Source organism: Erythrobacter sp. JB1-4 (assembly GCF_057365025.1).
This window is the reverse complement of sequence record NZ_CP200292.1, coordinates 715,604-732,629: the sequence shown is the minus strand read 5'-3', so window position 1 is coordinate 732,629 and position 17,026 is coordinate 715,604. Positions and strand designations below refer to the sequence as shown.

The window sequence follows — 17,026 nt, the reverse complement described above, 5'->3', positions numbered from 1 at the left end:
AACAGGAAACATTCAAATGGCCAATTTGACTGAATTACTCCTCGGCAAGGGGTCTTCTCCTTGGAAACAGCACTCCTCTGCCATTCAAAGCGCTATCCAAAAGGCCGACGACGCGCGTGATCGTCAGGATTGGGCGACGGCGCAACTGCATTATTGCGACGCGTTGGATCAGGATGAAACGCTGACCGGGATTTGGGTGCAGCTTGGCCATATGTTGAAAGAGCAAGGCAAGCTGAAAGAGGCGGCCGAAGCTTACGAGACGGCGATCAAAACCGATCCGAGCGATATGGATGGCTATCAACATGTGGCCCATGTCTACAAACGGCTTGGCAAACAGGGGCTTGCTATCCGCAATTTCGCAGCGGCGTTGTATCTGAGTGAGAAGGCGGCTGGTGAGGAGCATGAGCTGTTGGCTCTGCTGCGCGATACGGCTGCGAAGAAAGAATATGGCCATGCAGAAGAGGCCGTGGCGCATATCGCCAAACTGCCGCCAAGCGAAGAGGAAGCGGGCATCATTACCACGCTTCGCGCCATCGTCTCGCGCAATACCCAGCCCAAAACAGGGGTGGGCTCCAACGAGGCGGATACAGCAATCGTCTTCGATATTTCTGACCTCATATCATTTTGGCGCAATGCGCGCCTTCCCACCGGTATTCAGCGGGTTCAAATTGAGGCGATCACGGCAGAGTTGGAGAAAGAGGCAGACCGTTCGGTTCACTTATGCTGCTTCACCGACAACCGTGATGATTGGCTCGGCGTTCCGCTCGATGTGTTTGCGCGCCTTGTCAAATTGGCGACCAGCGATGGTGAAATGGATGATCCCATTTGGCAGCGTGCGCTCTCAGACTTGCACCTTCACCTCGTGCTTTCGCGCCCGTTTGTGTTCCCTCAAGGCGCGATGCTGGTGAACCTTGGGACGAGTTGGTGGATACAAAACTACTTTCTCTATGTGCGCCACGCCAAGGAAACACACGGTATCCGTTATGTGCCGTTTGTGCATGACATGATCCCGATCATGACGCCGCAGCATTGCACGCGCGAGCTCACTCAAGATTTCATCAGCTGGGTGCTTGGCGTTTTCGATTATGCGGATTACTTCTTTGCAAATTCTAACGCGACGCGCGCTGATCTGATCAAAGTGGCCGCTGAACTTGGCCGCGAGGTTCGAGAAGAAGACGTCGCTGTCATCCCGCTCAATTGTGATTTTCGAAAGCCTGCGATTGAAGATCTGGACGAAGAGGCGCTTGAGCCGTGGGGTCTTGAGGCGGGCGAATTTGTCTTGTTCGTCTCCACCATTGAATCGCGCAAAGGGCACCTTTTGGCGTTTGAGGCGTGGTCGCGCTTGATAGAAAAGCATGGGGCGCAAAGGGTCCCGAAATTCGTTTGTGTCGGCAATCGCGGTTGGCTCAATGACAAGATTTATGAGCGGCTTGAGACCGATGAGGCGCTTGCAAAGCATGTCGTGATGCTCTCCAAACTATCGGATGCAGAGCTTGCGCTTTTGTATCGCACGTGCAGCTTCACGGTCTATCCCAGCACCTATGAAGGGTGGGGCCTGCCGGTCACGGAATCGCTGTGTTATGGCAAAGTCCCGCTTGCGTCCGATGCTGCATCGATCCCAGAGGCGGGTGAAGATTTTGCGAGCTACTTTACCAGCGGATCGATTGAGGAAATTACGCTTCAGGCAGAGCGGTTGATCTTTGATGAAGGCCACCGCGCGGCGATGGAGGCGCGCATTGAGGCCGAATATGCGCCGCGGCGCTGGGCCGATGTTGCGGGCCAAATCACTGAGGAGCTGGCAACGTTCATCGACGCTGATGAAGATGCCAAAACCGCGCCGCCTGTCGGTTTGGAAACGCCCCAAGCGCATATCGGCTCTTGGCATCCGATCATCCGAAACACCTCCACACGCATCTGGCGGGGCATGAGTTCGGGCGAGAAATACCGCTCAAACCTTGATTGGTTTTGGCCCGAAGATCGCGGCTGCCGGGTTCGCAATGAAAGCGGGGGCCTGCGCTTTGCAATCAAGGAACCGCATGAAGGTCTGCGAATGATTTTGAGGCTGCGCTCTGATGAGGGCAACCGATGCGATTATACCATCTCGTGTGAAGGCGAGGATGGGGTCGAGAGCGAGGAAGGGGTGCTTGCGCCTGACGAAAGCCGCTGGGTCTGGATCGATTTGCCTGCCAGCGACACTGCGCGCGAATATGAGGTGTCCTGCACCGCGCTGCGCCAACCAGATGGCGGTTTGCCGACCTATTTTGTGCGCGGGTTTTTCCTCCACCGCCACGGCGATAAAACGGCTTTCACAAGCTTGACTGATGCCCTCACGCTGGACCGCCTCGACACTCTCGATGCCTTCAGAGACCAGAGCCAGAGAGGCCTTTATGCGTAAAGCGATTGCGATCGTTGCCTATGATCGAAGCCAGTATTTTGAAACGGTTGTGCCCTCGATCCTCAATCAGGTGGTTGATGGCAAACCTGTGCACGAGACCTATGAGATATTCATTTTTCAGGATGGATTTTGCGTTGGCGATGCCAAAAGCGATGCTGAGGGTCATGCACAGCTAACCAAAGCAGCAAGTGCGTTTGTGCCTGCCGAAAATCTGTTTGTGCAAGAAGAGAACCTGGGTGTGGCGCTGCACTTTGATTTTATCGAGCGCGAGCTTTTTGTGCGGCGTTCGTTCGACTTTGTGCTGTTTTGCGAAGACGATTTGGTGCTTGCTCCCGGTTATGCCCAAGTCATTGATATGATGGCGAATAAATTTGCAGGCGATCCGCGCGTCGGCATGATTTCCGCCAACCCTGCCAATGTGACCGTGAGTGCGGAAAAACAGCTTGCCGGTCTCAATCAATACACGCCCATGGCGCACAATTGGGGCTTTGGCCTATCGCGCGAATTCTGGTTCAAACGCCAGCCTATGATCGATGAATATCTCGAGATCTTGCGCCCTTACGGATATCGCGAGCGGCCCACGTCTCAAATCAAAAGCTGGTTGGAGGGCAAAGGGTTCAACGCTGATGCAACGAGCCAGGATTTCGTCAAGCAGTGCTCTACGCTCAAACAAGGCGCTGCCCGGATTGCGACGCTGTTCAATCTTGGCCTTCCGATTGGGCGCTCGGGTTTGCATTGCAAGCCGGAAGAGTTTGATCGCATGGGTTTTAACCGCACGGTCATCGCGCCGCGCGTGCCCACCATGATGGCTGACCTCGAACAACCTGATTTCGAGCGTATTTTTGACAATCAAGCAGGACCTTTACGCGAAAAACCATCGCGCCTTCCAACCCGCAATTCCGAAGTTGAATTTGGTGCACCGCCCTTGGAAAGTCTTGCAGAGAAAAAGGATGATCTCGTGGACACGCAAACACACACCGCGCCCGCAGTTCAAACCACTGCCCCTAAAGCGCAAAGCGAGAGCCCACGCGATGATCTCAAAGCGCAAATCCAACAGCGGTTTCCCGAGATTGAGCGGCTTCCGCATATGGAAACCGCCGGTCTTGAAAGGCTGATCGAGCGATTGGAAACGTCGCAATGCTTGCTTGAATATGGCGCAGGCGGCAGCACGGTCCTTGCAGCAAACCTGGGGCTTTCAACCATTATTTCGGTGGAGTCCGATGCGGATTTTCTCGAAGCGACCAATGTACAGGCACGCAAGGTCAACAAGGGGGCAAAGCTGGTTGCCCATCCGGTTGATATTGGTCCAACTGGTGAATGGGGACGCCCGACCGATCGCAGCCAGGTCGAGCTCTGGCCGCAATATTGCAGTTCGGTCTGGACCCGGATTAAGGCCGAAAACCTGACCAGCCCCGATCTTGTCTTGATCGATGGTCGTTTCCGCGTTGCTTGCTTCCTTGCTTCAATGGCCTTTGCCAAAGCAGGGACAAGGGTGCTGTTCGATGATTACTTTGATCGCCCGCATTATCATGTTGCGCAAAAGCACTTTGAAACTGTCGGGAGCGCTGGCCGTATGGCGGAATTCATCGTTCCTGAAGAGCGCGATGTTCAGGCCTTTTTGGCCGAGATGCTCGCCTATTCAACTAACACCGATTGAACGCAGATATGACCAATCCGCAATCCCAACCATCACCCCAATCCGGGCCCCAATCCGCGCCCCACTCTGCAACGTCGGCCCTCGATGCCGAAGCGATAGCGACCGCGCAGCTCGTTCTCCCGCTCGTGCTTACCCGTTTGGAGAGCGACCCTGCATGGTCTCTGGCCATGCTTGATGCCGTGAGAACGCAGCTATCGGGCGACGATGAAGCAACGGTATCGCAGGCGCAGAATGGGAACGCGTCAGTGCTGGAAATCTCTCCCGGTAAAGCTTTGGCCGACGCGCATGCTCTTGCAGGTCAGGATGAGCTTGCCGGCGCAACAGTGCTCGCGCGCCTCGCATTGCGTGAACCCGGTGCGCTTGGTGACAAACAGACCGATGCCCGCCTTTTGCTTGCAAGTCTGCTTGAGCGACAAGGAGAACTGCTTGACGCAGCAAAGGTCATTGCCAAAGCGCGTAAAGAAGACCCCGGCCACACCAATGCACGGGTGGACCAAGCGCGGATAGTGGAAGCACTAAGGGCAAAAGCAAAGGCGATGCCCGCTGACCAAAAGGCTGAAAAAGCCACGATATTGGCCCATGTGCTTTCGACAGGTGGTTGGAACTTTTCCGATGCCAAAGACCTCTTTTTCGCCGCCTCCCGTATGCTGCGTGAATGAGCGAGGGGGATTTACTTCGGGCCTTTGGGGGGCACCGGTTTAACGGGTACTAGCCCGACTTTATCATGATCACGCCGACATACGCAGGTCAAACTCTTCACTCTCGCCTGCGCCTATGACGCCTCCGCTTCGTTGGAACACGGCGGCTGCTTGCTCAAGCTGTTCGACCTGCCCATGCAACAGGCTGCTCGCTCTAGTGGACTCCTCCGCCATTGCCGCGTTGCGCTGTGTGTCTTGCTCAAGCGCGGAAACCGATGCTGAGATATCGGAGAGCCCGCGCGCCTGATTAAGGTACGCCTCGGCCATTTCTTCAACATCACCGCTGACACTATCGATAGTTTTGATCATGTCTTTAAGCGCATCGCCAGAAGCGGTCACCTGACTAGAACCCACGGCAATCCGCTCTGCGCTTTTGCCCATCAGTTCCTGGATTTGCGTGACAGCCTCTGAGGAACGCTGCGCAAGTGCGCGCACCTCGGTTGCCACTACGTTAAAGCCTTTGCCCGCTTCCCCGGCTCGCGTCGCCTCAACCCCGGCGTTCAAAGCAAGGATGTTGGTCTGGAAGGCGATGGCTTGGATCATCTGGGTGATTTGCTCAATTTCGGCAAAGGAGGATTCGATCAAACCCATCGCCTCAACCGCAGATTCGACCGTTTTGCCGTTTTCGCTCGCAGTGGTGCGCGCCTTTGCGACATTTGTGTTTGTCGATTGCGCCTTTTGGGCATTGCTTTCCAGGTCAGTCACCGATTGGCGCAAAGCCTTGGCGGCCTCTTCAATCGTCGATGCTTGGCGGGTTGCGCGTCCTGCCAGATCATCAGCAGCCGAGTTCACCTCATTGGCCTGTGTGCCAATTCCATTTGAAACCCGCACCACTGAATTGATCACATCGCGCAAAATGGCCTGCGTTTTGTTGAAGTCCTTACGCAGCGGCTCATATTGCTCAGAGAACTTTTGTTCAATCGGCCGCTCAAGATCACCCTCCGCCATAGCATTGAGCCGTTCACCTAGCGTGTGAACAATCTCTTCCTCGTGGCGCTTTGCGCGTTCTCGTCGATCTCTGGCCGCTTTGCGCATTATCTCCAAGGCGTTTGAGATTTTGCCGATCTCAAGCGATTTTACCTGCGAGATTGGGGTGTCGATTTCACCTCGGGCTAAATCGTCGAGCGGTTCGATGATCTGCTCGATGCTGTCGCGAATTTGCGAAATGGTGAAACGCGAGGCTGCAAGGGCGATCGCCAATGCAAGGGCGACACCGGAAACATCGAGAAACGCGTTGGTAAGTGCCGCCTCGCTCTTGGCTTTCGCGCTCGCCTGAATGGCCCGCGCCATCGTATCCTCAAGAGCTTTCAGTTCGCCAATTTTCTCCGTTTTGGCATCGAACCAGTCGGCCGCCGAGATTGATGCAATGCGTCCCTCATCGCCTGACAAAGCCACTTTGCGCCAATTCTCAAGGCGTCCGGCAGCTGGCGAGCTGGCAATCGCCGCAAGTGTGTCCGCCGTTTGTGATGAGCCGAACTCGGAGACGTAACCAAAGAGGCTCTCTTGCGCAGCTTCGAGTTCGATCAATCTTGTGTCGAGCCCGCCTTCAAAGCTGCCGATGGCGAAGCCTGATGAACCGATTGAGCGCATAATCCCGTTAAGGTCTTTGCCGCTGAGCAATGCCGAATACACCATAAGTTCGCGGGCGATTTCTGCATCGGCGACGTCTTGGCCGATCAATCCTGAAACTGAGATCGCTTGCTTGTTAATTTGGGTGTAGAAATCGATTTGCTGCGCTCTGGTTACCGAAAGCGCATCGACTTGATTTCGGAAGGCATCAAGTCCGCCAACGCTGGTTTCCAGTTTGGTCAGGCTTTGATTGAGCCCAGGGCTAATTCCGTTCTCTCGCACAATTGCAAGAGCTGCCTTGAGCTCCTTGCGCCGTGTATCGGTAAGCGTGCGTTGCTCATCCAACTGCCTGGAAAACTCCCGGCCTTGGCTTGCCAGAAAGACAGAAGAGGCCCCGCGTTCTTTTTGCTGTTCGTGGACCAAGTTGCCCAAAGTGACTGACATGCCCACAAGCTGCTGGGTCTCGGACATCTCACTTGCCCTTGCAAGGTCACGCGAAAGCAGAGTGCCGCCATAGAATACCGAGACCAGCAATCCAATGCTTGCGACAATCCAGATCTTTTGCGCGAGGCTAAGGTCACCAAAGAACTTGATCATGAAAAGAGGGTCCAAATGCCAAAGTGTCTTGGCAATTGCCTCGCTCATCCAATTCTGCGTGGCCTTGGTATAGGCTTTGCGTTGAGGACGCGCTCTGACAAACTGCCTTCCATCGCCTTTTTATCGCGATTACGGCTGAGATCGTCTGAAGCGCGCTCCTAGCAAAAGTAACTAAGGGGCGGCCCTTGAAAGGCGTTAAGATGTTAGGCGAGCTGACCCACACGGCGTAGGTGGTAGGCTGAGTTTCCAAAGCTCACGTCGAACGCCAAAATGCGCTTGTGGTAGTGGCTGACGTTAAGCTCGTCGGTCATGCCGACCCCGCCATGGGTTTGGATCGCCGCCTCTCCGATTTCGCGGCCAAGCTTGCCCATCTGCCCTTTGAGCGTTGCGATATCGCGGGCGCTTGCCGCCCCTGAGTTCGCAAGCGCAGTGGTGTAGGTGAGCGTTGAAAGCGCCTTGGTATAGGCGATTTTCATATCGGCAAGGCGGTGCGCCACCACTTGGAACATGCCGATGGGTTGGCCGAATTGCTTCCTTGTCATCGCATACTCACTGGTGATGGTGAGCAGCGCCTTCATCGCGCCAAGGCATTCTGCCGCCCCGACGATGATGGCGTTTGCGAGGATCGCCTCAAGCGCATCACCTGCGTCCTCGAGCAGCACCTGGGCAGGCACTTGGTCGAATGCGATGGTCGCCGCTGAGCGTCCGTCGATGGTTTTGTAAGGGCGGGGGTAAGCCCGCTTGCGTCCTTTTCGACGAGGTAGAGCCCGAGTGTGCCCGTGTCCGTCGCCTTAGCGACTACGACCAAAGCATCGGCCGCATCTCCTGCAATCACAAGACGCTTTTCGCCGGTGAGCATCGCGCTTTCACCATTGGATGCAGCGGTCGTTGTGATCTGTTCCGGCGTCGCGGTGCCATTGCCCTCTTCATAGGCAAACGCAAGGGTGGCCTCGCCGCTGGCGAGTTTCTCAATCCACTCAAGCGCCAATGGCGTGCCGCTCGCGGCCAGCGCCCCGCCTGCAAGGACGGTTGAGGCGACATAGGGCTCCACCACCAAATGCTCGCCGAAGGTTCCGGCAAAAGCGACGCAATCGGCAACCGATCCGCCAAGCCCGCCATGCTCCTCGCTAAAGGGCAACATGGTGAGGCCCAGTTCCGCAAACTGTGCCCAAACGTCCGAAGACCACGGCGCATCCGATGCCACAAGCGCTTGGCGTGTGTCGAAATCGTAATTGCGCTCCAAGAGTTTTGCGACGCTCTCACGCAGCATGTCTTGTTCTTGGCTGAAGCTGAAATCCATGGGTTTACGCTCCTGCAGCTAAGCTGCGCGAGATAAGATCGCGCTGGACCTCGTTGGAGCCCGCGTAGATCGAAGCAGCGCGGCTGTTGAGGTAAAGCGGCATGGAGATGAGATCGAACTCGCTCCCCTGCGGCTCAACGTTGGAGCCCACCCGCAAAGCTTCCAATTGCCGTGCAAGGCCGCCGACGCCCGACACCTTGCTCATCAAGGTTGAGGCGCGTTGTAGAAGCTCGGAATTGATCGTTTTGTTGAGCGATGGATAGGCCGGATCATTGGCGATTTCGTGACCGCTGATCGCAAGCTTCTCCATATGGCCAAGGCTGGCGACATCGGCGTGGAGTTCGCCAAACTCGCTCTGGAAAACGGGATCGTCGCACAGCATTCCGCCAAAGGGGGAGGGGGTTGTCGCCGCTGCATCCTTTGCCCGGGCGAGGTAATGCACCAGCGTTGGCGAGGCTGCAGAACCGCCGCGTTCGTGCTTCAACAGGTGTTTCGCAACACTCCACCCGTCATTCTCCGCGCCCACACGGCCCGATTGGGGCACGCGACAATCCTCAAAGAAAACCTCGCATTGCTCAGGGAACCCATCGAGCCCGTAGATCGGGCGGATTTCCATGCCGGGATAGTCAACCCGGTCAAGCAAAAGGAAGGTGATGCCTTGTTGTTTCTTGCCCGAATTGTCGGTCCGCACCAGCATAAACATGCGGTTGGCGTGGTGCGCGTAAGTGGTCCAGATTTTGGAGCCGTTGATGATGTAATCATCGCCGTCAGGCTCTGCCCGGCATTGAAGGGATGCAAGGTCTGAGCCGGACCCCGGCTCCGAATACCCCTGCGCCCAAAAGTCATAGCCAGCCAGGATTGGCGGGAGATATTTCGCCTTTTGCTCTTCGGTCCCGATATCGATCAGCAGCGGCCCCACCATGCCAAGACTTTGCGGGAGAAGCGGGGGCAGATCAGCCTTGCGGTACTCCTCGGCAAAGATGAAACGCTGCTCCACGCTCCATCCCGTGCCGCCATGTTCAACCGGCCAATGCGGCGCCGACCAACCCTTTTTGGCGAGTATCTGGTGCCATTCCATGCATTGATCGAAGGGGGCGAAGACGCTTGTGGTCTTGCGCCCAGCCTCGCGGATCGCAGGGGTCGGCGCAGTTGCGAAGAACTCAGCGACTTCAGCGCGGAAGGCTTCGAGCTCGGGTGAAAACTCAACGTTCATTTTGGAGGCATCCTGATTGCACCGTCGAGACGGAATTGGTGGCCGTTGATATAGCTGTTCCCAGCAATCTCGCAGATCAGCGAGGCGAATTCCTCTGGCTCGCCCAAGCGTTTGGGGAAGGGGACGCTGGCGTTCAGCTGATCCCACATTTGCGGATTGCGATCCTTCATGCCCAGCATAAGCGGGGTCGCAAAAATCCCCGGCATGACCGAGTTCACTCTGATACCCAAGTCCATAAGATCGCGCGCCATGGGAAGGACAAGGCCGTTCACACCCGACTTGCACGAGCCGTAAATCACCTGACCGATCTGCCCGTCTTGCGCAGCAACACTGGCGGTCAAAGTGATCGACCCGCGCTCACCGTCATCATTCACCGGATCGCTGTTCGCCATGCCAAGCGCAGAGATGCTCGCGACGCGGTAACTTGCGACCAGAATGCCCTCTGCGCCAAAGGCATAATCCTCGGTTGAGAGCCGTTTGAAGCCGCCCGTGCTCTTGTCAAAGCCGATGGTCTTGCCGCGCTTTGATGCCATGGCGCAGTGCACCGTTACCCGCTCTTGCCCATTGGCAGCGCGCGCAGCCGCAAAACCAGCCTCAACGCTTTCCTCGCTCATGATGTCGACATGGTGGAAGGTTCCGCCAATCGCCTTGGCGTGCGCCTCGCCGTCCTCATCATTGATATCGAAAATTGCGACTTTCAGGCCCTTGTCCGCCAGCGCCGCAGCGCTCGCCCGGCCAAGCCCCGATGCGCCGCCGGTCACAACCGCGGCCATTCCCCCTGTCAATTTCATGTTCTCTCCCAATCTCTCTTGAAGCCCAAGCTAACCGGGAATTTGCAAGTGCGCCAGTCACGCTTTGATGCAATTTAACGATGTGATGGTAAAGGGCGCGCATGGACGCGTTTCTTCTTGCCTTGATCCTGACCTTTCTCATCGCTCTTGGTGGGCGCGAACAGCTGATCATTGCGCAATTTTCCTCTGCGCTCGACCGCAATGTGCCGCTGCTCATTATCGGTGTCACTTGCGCCGTCGCAACCGCAGCGGCAATGGCCTATGCGGGCTCCACCATCGCGGAAATCTTGCCCCGGCGCGCGGCTGAGATGTTGGTCGCCTTCGCGCTTATTGCAGGGGCCGTGGAACTCGCATGGCCGGTCAAAGTGAAGCCCATGAAAGAGCCCACTCGCTCTTATGTCGCCATCGCCGCCGTGCTGGTATTTCGCCAGATGCAGGATGCAGCCCGCTTTGCCATCTTCGCGCTCGCGGCATGGGCCGTTTTTCCCACCACGGCGCTTATCGGAGGGGCCCTTGCAGGCAGCGCAGCGGTAATTTTGGGATGGTCGCTTGGTGCGAGGACCTTGCAGAAAATTCCACTCAGAACCATTCGTTTGGTCTTTTCTGGCTGCATGGGGATCGCAGGCATGGTGATTGGTTTAAACGCCCGGTTCCAATTTTTCTGATGGAGTTTTTCGATCAGGCCTATTGAGTAACTCAATGGGAAATTCTTTCGCGCACTTCCTATCTCTTGGTCATGGCAAGAGCGGCCACCAACGCATGTGGCGCTCACACAAAGAGAATTAGGAGTACACCCATGGTCGACTCAAAAGACAACGCACGCGCTGAAATGGTAGCCGAGTTGAACAAGCTCTTGGCGGACCACTTCGCGCTGTTTATCAAAACGAAGAACTTTCACTGGCACGTGAAAGGTCCGCGCTTTCGCGACCTGCACTTGCTGTTTGACGAACAGGCCGCACAAATTCACGCGCAGATCGATGTGATCGGTGAGCGTTCGCGTAAGCTCAAAGGCGACACCATCACCTCGGTCGGTATGGTTGCCGAGCAGGCTCGTATCAAAGATCAACCCAACACCAATCTGAGCGCAGAGGACATGGTGCGCGAGCTTGCGAACGATAACGAAACCCTCGTGGTGAACCTCAAAGCGATGAAAGACGTCGCAGAGGCTGCGGGCGACAACGCGACCGACGGTTTGATCGATGATTGGACCGATGAGGCAGAGGAACGCGTTTGGTTCCTGAACGCGCAGCTTGGCTGAGTAAGCCGGGTCGGAACTTAGCTTAAAACCTGCACGTTTCGAGGACGAAGGGCCGTTTCCGCTGGCATTTTGGCTAGCCGGGGGCGGTCCTTTTGCTATGCGTGGAGGTCATGGACAATGTGACCTTGAAAGACGGCCAAAGCGCTGGTGAGATTGCGCAGTGGATTGCAGGTAAACTCGGCGCAGCGCTTGAGGCATCAGCCGACGAAATCGCGATCAGCGTGCCGGGTGGTTCGACGCCATTTCCTATCTTTGAAGAGTTGGTGAAAGCGCCGCTCGACTGGTCGCGTATTGCTGTCTGGCCGGGTGATGATCGCATTGTGCCAGAGGACCATGAAGCGTCCAATACTGGCAAAATCCGCGCGATCTTCGAGCCTGTTGGCGCGAGGGTCGTGACCCTTAGCGAAGACGCTGTGCCACCCTATTTTGAGCTATGCTGGATGGGCATGGGCGGGGATGGACATATCGCCTCGCTCTTTCCCAACACCGATCCGCAAGTCGATGACGCAAAGGCCATGCGCCGCCTCACGCCAGACCCACTTCCACCCGAAGCGCCCTTTGATCGGATTACTTTGACGATCCCTTCGTTGTTGAACAGCGCTGGCGTTATGTTTGTGATCCGGGGTGATGATAAGTTGGACGTGTTCAAAGCCGCTATGGCAGGCGAACACGACTTGCCTATTGCGAGGCTTTTGGGCGCTGCGACCCAAGAGGTCACATGCTTCACTTGATGGAGAAGACAGCCCAAGCGGTATTGCCGCCAAAGCTGCATCGTTCCGCTTTGCAGGCCGCTCACAAGGTTCGCCACCGCTGGCGCAAATGGCGCAAGGTTCCCATTTCCGGGATCAGCGTGATTGTGACCAATACAGCGGGCGATGTGATGCTTTTGCGGCACTCCTATGGCCCCAAGGCCTGGGGATTGCCCGGTGGCGGAATGTCGGCGGGGGAGGACCCGGAAGACTGCGCCCGGCGCGAGCTTCGCGAAGAAGTTGGCCTCGAGGTGAAGGCGCTCAAGAAACTGGGCGTTTTGAACGAGACGCTCTCGGGTTCGCCGCACACGAGCCACGTTTTCACCGCTCAGGTTTCGCAGACTCCCAAACCCGACGGGCGCGAGATTTTGGAGGCGCGGTTTTTTGCCTCTGACGCTTTACCCGAATTGCTCACCCGAAACGTGCCAAAGCGCCTTGCTATGTGGAAGGCCTCCAAGAAGGCCTGAGAAAGTGTCTTACAACAAGGACAATTGAGCGCTGTCTTCCTTGGGGCTTTCCTCTTTCCCGTGATCGAGGTTGGATAGGGTGAGCCCCATCAAGCGGATCGGCATGGGCAAAGGGAGCGCCTCTTCCAAAAGCTCGCGGGCGAGGCTCGCCCATTCTTCCTTCGTTTCAATCCAGTGCGTTACCGACTTCGAGCGGGTCATATTCCTGAAATCGTTGAACTTCACCTTGAGCGTCACCGTACGCCCGCGCGCTTTGTTGCGCTCGATGCTCTCCCAGACATAGTCGATCGTGTTCTCAAGCGTTTCGCGCAGCAGGGAACCGCTTGAGATGTCCTCGCTGAATGTCCGCTCTCCGCCTACAGATTTCCTCACCCGGTGCGCTCGAACGGGCCTAAGGTCGATCCCGCGCGCCGCACGATAGAGGTAGTCTGCAAAGCTGCCAAAATTGGCCCGGAGAAAGGCGATGTCTTTTGTGGCCAAATCCGCGCCAGTCTCAATCCCCAGCCGCTTCATCTTCTCCTCAGCCTTTGGCCCAACACCGTGGAAGCGGCGGATTGGCAGCCCTGCGACAAAGTCCGCGCCTTGTCCCGGGCGGATCACGCACATGCCATCGGGCTTATTCTGATCGCTCGCAATCTTGGCGAGGAATTTGTTGTAGGAGATGCCTGCGCTTGCCGTAAGCTTGGTCTTCGCGCGGATCTCTTGCCGGATAAGTTGTGCGATGCGCGTAGCCGAACCGATGCCAAGGCGATCTTCGGTTACATCCAAGTATGCCTCGTCCAAGCTCAGCGGTTCGACATGCGGCGTGTGATGGTGAAAGATTGCGCGGATGGTTCGGCTGGCTTCTTTGTATGCATCAAACCGGTGTCGCACGAAAATGAGGTCGGGGCACAGCCTTTTGGCCGTCACCGAGGGCATGGCGCTGCGTACCCCGAACCGCCGCGCCTCATAGCTTGCCGCTGCGACTACGCCACGCCCGCCAGAGCCTCCGACCGCCACTGGCTTGCCGCGCAGTTCCGGATCATCGCGCTGCTCAACGCTCGCAAAAAACGCGTCCATATCGACATGGATGATCTTGCGCAGGCCCGCAGCTTCATTGGCAGCCTCTTGCGGTATCTCATCCGCATCTTGTTCGGGATTTGATGCATGCGCGCTCATCACCGGCCCTCTCTAACCTGCTTTCCCCTTCTTCGGAACAACCTAGGTTTTGGAACAAGGGCCGCACTTGTCCATTCTACGGCCATGCAAAAAGAAAAGTGGCTATCCGCGAGCGAGGTAGGCAATGAGCCTGCCATGGCCAAAAATCCGTCAGCGCCGTTGACCACTCCTGCCCCGACCAAGCCCATCAGTGAGCGCGAGCTTATCTGGCTGATGGCGTTTCTGATGGCTCTACAGGCCTTCGGGATCGACGCAATGTTGCCCGCGTTGGACGACATGGCGCTGGATTTGGGTGTCGCAGGCAATGACCGGCAGTTTGTCATCGGCATCTACCTTCTCACCGCTGGTATCGGCGCTTTGGTGCCGGGAGCATTAGCGGATCGGTATGGGCGGCGACCCATACTGCTCACCTCAATCGCGATTTACATCACCCTCGCGCTCGCCTGCGCCATGGTGCAAAACTACGAGCAATTGCTTGCCGTGCGCGCAGCCGCCGGGTTCTTTGCAGCTGGCATTGTGGCGCTACCCCCAGCGATTATCCGCGACCGGGTGGGCGGCGACAAAATGGCGAAGATGATGAGCCTCATCTTCGTGATTTTCCTGATGGTTCCTGCCATCGCGCCCAGCATCGGTGAGCTTATCTTGATGGTAGGCAATTGGCGCCTGATCTTTGCGGCGATGGCAGTGCAAGGGGTCATTATCGGCAGCTGGGTGTATTTCCGCCTGCCCGAAAGCCTCGACCCTGAAAACCGTCAGCCGATTGTCGCACCCGTGATCGCCCGCAATATGTGGAGCGCGCTGAGCAATCGTTCGGTGATCGGTTATGTCATTGGCAGCACACTGGTTTTTGGCGCGCTGTTCGGCTTCATCAATTCCTCTCAGCAGCTGATCAGCGATGCCTTTGGCGCGCCTGACCTCTTCCCGGTCGTGTTCGGAATTTGCGCGGGCTCAATGGCAATTGCGAGCTGGTCAAACTCGCGCATTGTCGAGCGTTTCGGCGCGCGGCGAGTAAGCCACACAGCGCTTTTCGTGTTTATTGCGGTGGCCGGCATTCAAGTGATTGTGGCCTTTAGCGGGCACGAAACCTTGTGGCAGTTCGTGGCCCTGATGGCGATTAACATGGCGCTGCTTGGCTTTATCGGGAGCAATTTCGGCTCAATCGCGATGAACCCATTTTTCCATATCGCGGGCGCGGCAAGCTCTGTGCACGGTTTTGTGCGCATGACCACGGCCGCGTTGTTGGGGGCGGCGATTGGTTACGCCTTTGATGGCACAGCGCGACCCTTGGCTTTGGCGCTTTTGATCAATGGGATTGCGTGTCTGTTGCTTGTGCTGTTCAGCGAGAAGGGCCGACTTTTCGCGCCCCCTCAAGCCCAGCAACGCTACCCGAGCGGGATGCGGAGCTAGGGTAGCGCCATTGCCCACCCCGCTGCGACTAAGCTCACCTACGGTTCGCTAAGTCTCGCTCCCCTCCCGCTTGCGGGAGGGGTTGGGGGTGGGCCCTCTTATCCGTCCGCTTTCAGCCTACGCCAAGCCAGATCAGCAAATTCGCACAGCAATGGCCGTGTATCGCGCGGGTCGATGATATCCTCGACGTTGAAAAGTTCGGCGCTGCGGAACGGTGATGTGACTTTGTTCAAACGCTCTTTGATCTTCTCAAGCTCGGCTTCTGGATCATCGGACGCCGCGATTTCCGACTTATAAGCGACCTCCAAACCGCCTGCGATGGGTAGGCTGCCCCAATCGCCCGAGGGCCAGCAGTAACGATATTGGTAGAGGTCCGCATTGCTCATCGCGCTGCCCGCTATGCCGTAGGCGCGGCGCATGACGACGCTCGCAAGCGGCACGGTGGCGCGATAAATCGCGTTCATCGCAGCCACGCCGTAACGGATCGTGCCTGCCTCTTCCGCCTCGCGCCCGATCATAAAGCCGGGGTTGTCGACAAGATGCACAATCGGCAGGCGGAACTGATCGGCGAGTTTGACGAAGCGCTCGACCTTTTCGCTGGTTTTCGCTTCCCATGATCCACCAAGATAGCTGGGATCAGAGGCCACAACCGCCACGGGCCAGCCATCGAGCCGAGCAAGCGCTGTGATCGCGGCGCGGCCCCAGTTTTTGCCGATCTCAAACACGGTGCCTTTATCGAGGATCAAGTCCATTGCGGGGCGCATGGAGTACACTTGCTTGTCATCACGTGGGACTAAGGAAAGTAGCGCTTCCTCCCGCCGGTCCACCGGGTCAGTGGGTTCCGCGCGGCGGGCGTGTTGTCCGACGTGCTCGGGCATAAAGGAGAGGAAATAGCGCGCCCTTGCAAAGGCCTCTTCCTCGCTAGCCACTTCATCATCGACCACGCCATTGCGGGTGTGAATGTCGACGCCGCCAAGCTCTTCCTTGGCCAGTTGGTGGTCCTGCGCGCTCTTGTACGCCTCGCCCAAGCCGTCGACCACGGCAGGGCCCGCTGCGAACAATTGCGAGAGCCCGCGCACCATGATCGAATAATGGCTCGCCGCAATCCGCGCTGCGCCAAGGCCAGCCGTTGGACCAAGCGCCAAGGCCACCACGGGCACGGTATCGAGGTTCTTGACCGTATCACCCCAGCCCGGAACCGCCGGAATGTAAGTCGCGCCGATCTGCTCAAGCGTTTTGACGCTGCCGCCGCCGCCGGTGCCATCGATCATCTTGATAATGGGGAGCTTTAGCTCATGCGCCATCTGCTCGGCCTGCACCATCTTGCGCTTGATCCCAGCATCCGCCGCGCCGCCTCGAATGGTGAAGTCGTCTGCTGTGGCGACAACGGGGCGGCCGTTTATCGTGGCTTTGCCGAAGAGGAAGGGGGCGGGGGTGACGCCTTTAAGGTCGCCATTTTCGTCATAGTGGCCTTTGCCAGCTATCTTGCCGATCTCGCGGAAGGAACCGGGGTCGCAAATCGCATCAAGCCGCGCGCGCGCATCCATTTTGCCGCGCGAATGCTGGCGCGCGACTTTGTCCGCTCCGCCCATTTCTTCGGCGAGGGCTTCGCGGCGGCGCAGTTCTTCGAGTTCTTTTTCCCAGGTCATGCACCATCCATAGGCAAACCGTCATCCCAGCGAAAGCTGGGATCTAGAGCGGGATAGCGCGAGACTGCCTGAGACCCCAGCTTCCGCTGGGGTGACGAGATAAAGATTGGTGGAACAA

At 57.2% G+C, this 17,026-nt stretch carries 15 protein-coding genes; 8 read left to right on the top strand and 7 right to left on the bottom strand.

Features of this window, described 5'->3' with window-relative positions:
- The first annotated feature begins 16 nt into the window (after positions 1 to 16).
- The 3 genes from AC0V61_RS03335 to AC0V61_RS03325 are packed head-to-tail and all read left to right on the top strand — an operon-like array spanning position 17 to position 4,711.
- A complete protein-coding gene (locus tag AC0V61_RS03335) occupies positions 17 to 2,395 on the top strand; it encodes a glycosyltransferase family 4 protein (RefSeq protein WP_486155861.1) in 2,379 nt (792 codons plus the stop codon).
- Positions 2,388 to 4,052 carry a hypothetical protein gene (locus AC0V61_RS03330; RefSeq protein WP_486155860.1) on the top strand — a complete coding sequence of 555 codons (1,665 nt, stop codon included), beginning with the start codon at positions 2,388 to 2,390 and terminating at the stop codon, positions 4,050 to 4,052. The genes AC0V61_RS03335 and AC0V61_RS03330 overlap by 8 nt, the downstream gene beginning before the upstream one ends.
- 8 nt (positions 4,053 to 4,060) lie before the next feature.
- Positions 4,061 to 4,711, top strand: coding sequence for a hypothetical protein (locus tag AC0V61_RS03325; protein ID WP_486155859.1), 651 nt, complete (start codon positions 4,061 to 4,063; stop codon positions 4,709 to 4,711).
- Positions 4,712 to 4,780: 69 nt separating this feature from the next.
- Here the strand turns inward: AC0V61_RS03325 and AC0V61_RS03320 are convergent, their stop codons facing one another.
- From AC0V61_RS03320 to AC0V61_RS03300, 5 genes are all read right to left on the bottom strand, one after another.
- Positions 4,781 to 6,964: a methyl-accepting chemotaxis protein gene (locus AC0V61_RS03320; RefSeq protein ID WP_486155858.1), complete on the bottom strand. Its 2,184-nt coding sequence runs from the start codon at positions 6,962 to 6,964 to the stop codon at positions 4,781 to 4,783.
- Positions 6,965 to 7,119: 155 nt separating this feature from the next.
- Positions 7,120 to 7,494 carry an acyl-CoA dehydrogenase family protein gene (locus tag AC0V61_RS03315; RefSeq protein WP_486155857.1) on the bottom strand — a complete coding sequence of 125 codons (375 nt, stop codon included), beginning with the start codon at positions 7,492 to 7,494 and terminating at the stop codon, positions 7,120 to 7,122.
- A complete protein-coding gene (locus AC0V61_RS03310; protein WP_486155856.1) occupies positions 7,491 to 8,216 on the bottom strand; it encodes an acyl-CoA dehydrogenase family protein in 726 nt (241 codons plus the stop codon). Before AC0V61_RS03310 ends, AC0V61_RS03315 begins: the two co-directional genes overlap by 4 nt.
- Positions 8,217 to 8,220: 4 nt before the next feature.
- A complete protein-coding gene (locus tag AC0V61_RS03305; protein WP_486155855.1) occupies positions 8,221 to 9,429 on the bottom strand; it encodes an acyl-CoA dehydrogenase family protein in 1,209 nt (402 codons plus the stop codon).
- Entirely contained in the window at positions 9,426 to 10,220 is a 795-nt protein-coding gene (locus tag AC0V61_RS03300; protein WP_486155854.1) for an SDR family oxidoreductase, read from the bottom strand. The genes AC0V61_RS03305 and AC0V61_RS03300 overlap by 4 nt, the downstream gene beginning before the upstream one ends.
- Positions 10,221 to 10,321: 101 nt before the next feature.
- On the opposite strand from AC0V61_RS03300, the gene AC0V61_RS03295 reads away from it, so the two are divergent.
- The 4 genes from AC0V61_RS03295 to AC0V61_RS03280 all read left to right on the top strand — a co-directional run bounded on the left by AC0V61_RS03295 (position 10,322) and on the right by AC0V61_RS03280 (position 12,694).
- Positions 10,322 to 10,885 (top strand): TMEM165/GDT1 family protein, encoded by a 564-nt coding sequence (locus tag AC0V61_RS03295; RefSeq protein ID WP_486155853.1) that lies wholly within the window; start codon positions 10,322 to 10,324, stop codon positions 10,883 to 10,885.
- A 131-nt stretch (positions 10,886 to 11,016) separates the two neighbouring features.
- The gene (locus tag AC0V61_RS03290; protein ID WP_486155852.1) at positions 11,017 to 11,478 is read left to right on the top strand and encodes a Dps family protein; all 462 of its coding nucleotides are present in this window, start codon (positions 11,017 to 11,019) and stop codon (positions 11,476 to 11,478) included.
- Between the two features lie 110 nt (positions 11,479 to 11,588).
- The gene (locus AC0V61_RS03285) at positions 11,589 to 12,209 is read left to right on the top strand and encodes a 6-phosphogluconolactonase (RefSeq protein ID WP_486155851.1); all 621 of its coding nucleotides are present in this window, start codon (positions 11,589 to 11,591) and stop codon (positions 12,207 to 12,209) included.
- A complete protein-coding gene (locus AC0V61_RS03280) occupies positions 12,197 to 12,694 on the top strand; it encodes an NUDIX hydrolase (RefSeq protein WP_486155850.1) in 498 nt (165 codons plus the stop codon). The genes AC0V61_RS03285 and AC0V61_RS03280 overlap by 13 nt, the downstream gene beginning before the upstream one ends.
- Before the next feature lie 9 nt (positions 12,695 to 12,703).
- Here AC0V61_RS03280 and dinB read toward each other — a convergent pair whose 3' ends face one another.
- Positions 12,704 to 13,852 (bottom strand): DNA polymerase IV, encoded by a 1,149-nt coding sequence (gene dinB, locus AC0V61_RS03275; RefSeq protein ID WP_486155849.1) that lies wholly within the window; start codon positions 13,850 to 13,852, stop codon positions 12,704 to 12,706.
- A 135-nt stretch (positions 13,853 to 13,987) separates the two neighbouring features.
- Here dinB and AC0V61_RS03270 point away from each other — a divergent pair, with 135 nt between their 5' ends.
- Entirely contained in the window at positions 13,988 to 15,259 is a 1,272-nt protein-coding gene (locus AC0V61_RS03270) for a multidrug effflux MFS transporter (RefSeq protein WP_486155848.1), read from the top strand.
- Positions 15,260 to 15,357: 98 nt separating this feature from the next.
- Here AC0V61_RS03270 and AC0V61_RS03265 read toward each other — a convergent pair whose 3' ends face one another.
- A complete protein-coding gene (locus AC0V61_RS03265; protein ID WP_486155847.1) occupies positions 15,358 to 16,908 on the bottom strand; it encodes an acyl-CoA carboxylase subunit beta in 1,551 nt (516 codons plus the stop codon).
- Between the last annotated feature and the right edge of the window lie 118 nt (positions 16,909 to 17,026).

Bases quoted from the DNA above. Each gene is read 5' to 3' on its own strand.
- AC0V61_RS03335 (WP_486155861.1), top strand. From the start codon at position 17: ATGGCCAATTTGACTGAATTACTCCTCGGCAAGGGGTCTTCTCCTTGG.
- AC0V61_RS03330 (WP_486155860.1), top strand. From the start codon at position 2,388: ATGCGTAAAGCGATTGCGATCGTTGCCTATGATCGAAGCCAGTATTTT.
- AC0V61_RS03325 (WP_486155859.1), top strand. From the start codon at position 4,061: ATGACCAATCCGCAATCCCAACCATCACCCCAATCCGGGCCCCAATCC.
- AC0V61_RS03320 (WP_486155858.1), bottom strand. From the start codon at position 6,964: ATGAGCGAGGCAATTGCCAAGACACTTTGGCATTTGGACCCTCTTTTC.
- AC0V61_RS03315 (WP_486155857.1), bottom strand. From the start codon at position 7,494: ATGAAGGCGCTGCTCACCATCACCAGTGAGTATGCGATGACAAGGAAG.
- AC0V61_RS03310 (WP_486155856.1), bottom strand. From the start codon at position 8,216: ATGGATTTCAGCTTCAGCCAAGAACAAGACATGCTGCGTGAGAGCGTC.
- AC0V61_RS03305 (WP_486155855.1), bottom strand. From the start codon at position 9,429: ATGAACGTTGAGTTTTCACCCGAGCTCGAAGCCTTCCGCGCTGAAGTC.
- AC0V61_RS03300 (WP_486155854.1), bottom strand. From the start codon at position 10,220: ATGAAATTGACAGGGGGAATGGCCGCGGTTGTGACCGGCGGCGCATCG.
- AC0V61_RS03295 (WP_486155853.1), top strand. From the start codon at position 10,322: ATGGACGCGTTTCTTCTTGCCTTGATCCTGACCTTTCTCATCGCTCTT.
- AC0V61_RS03290 (WP_486155852.1), top strand. From the start codon at position 11,017: ATGGTCGACTCAAAAGACAACGCACGCGCTGAAATGGTAGCCGAGTTG.
- AC0V61_RS03285 (WP_486155851.1), top strand. From the start codon at position 11,589: ATGGACAATGTGACCTTGAAAGACGGCCAAAGCGCTGGTGAGATTGCG.
- AC0V61_RS03280 (WP_486155850.1), top strand. From the start codon at position 12,197: ATGCTTCACTTGATGGAGAAGACAGCCCAAGCGGTATTGCCGCCAAAG.
- dinB (WP_486155849.1), bottom strand. From the start codon at position 13,852: ATGAGCGCGCATGCATCAAATCCCGAACAAGATGCGGATGAGATACCG.
- AC0V61_RS03270 (WP_486155848.1), top strand. From the start codon at position 13,988: ATGGCCAAAAATCCGTCAGCGCCGTTGACCACTCCTGCCCCGACCAAG.
- AC0V61_RS03265 (WP_486155847.1), bottom strand. From the start codon at position 16,908: ATGACCTGGGAAAAAGAACTCGAAGAACTGCGCCGCCGCGAAGCCCTC.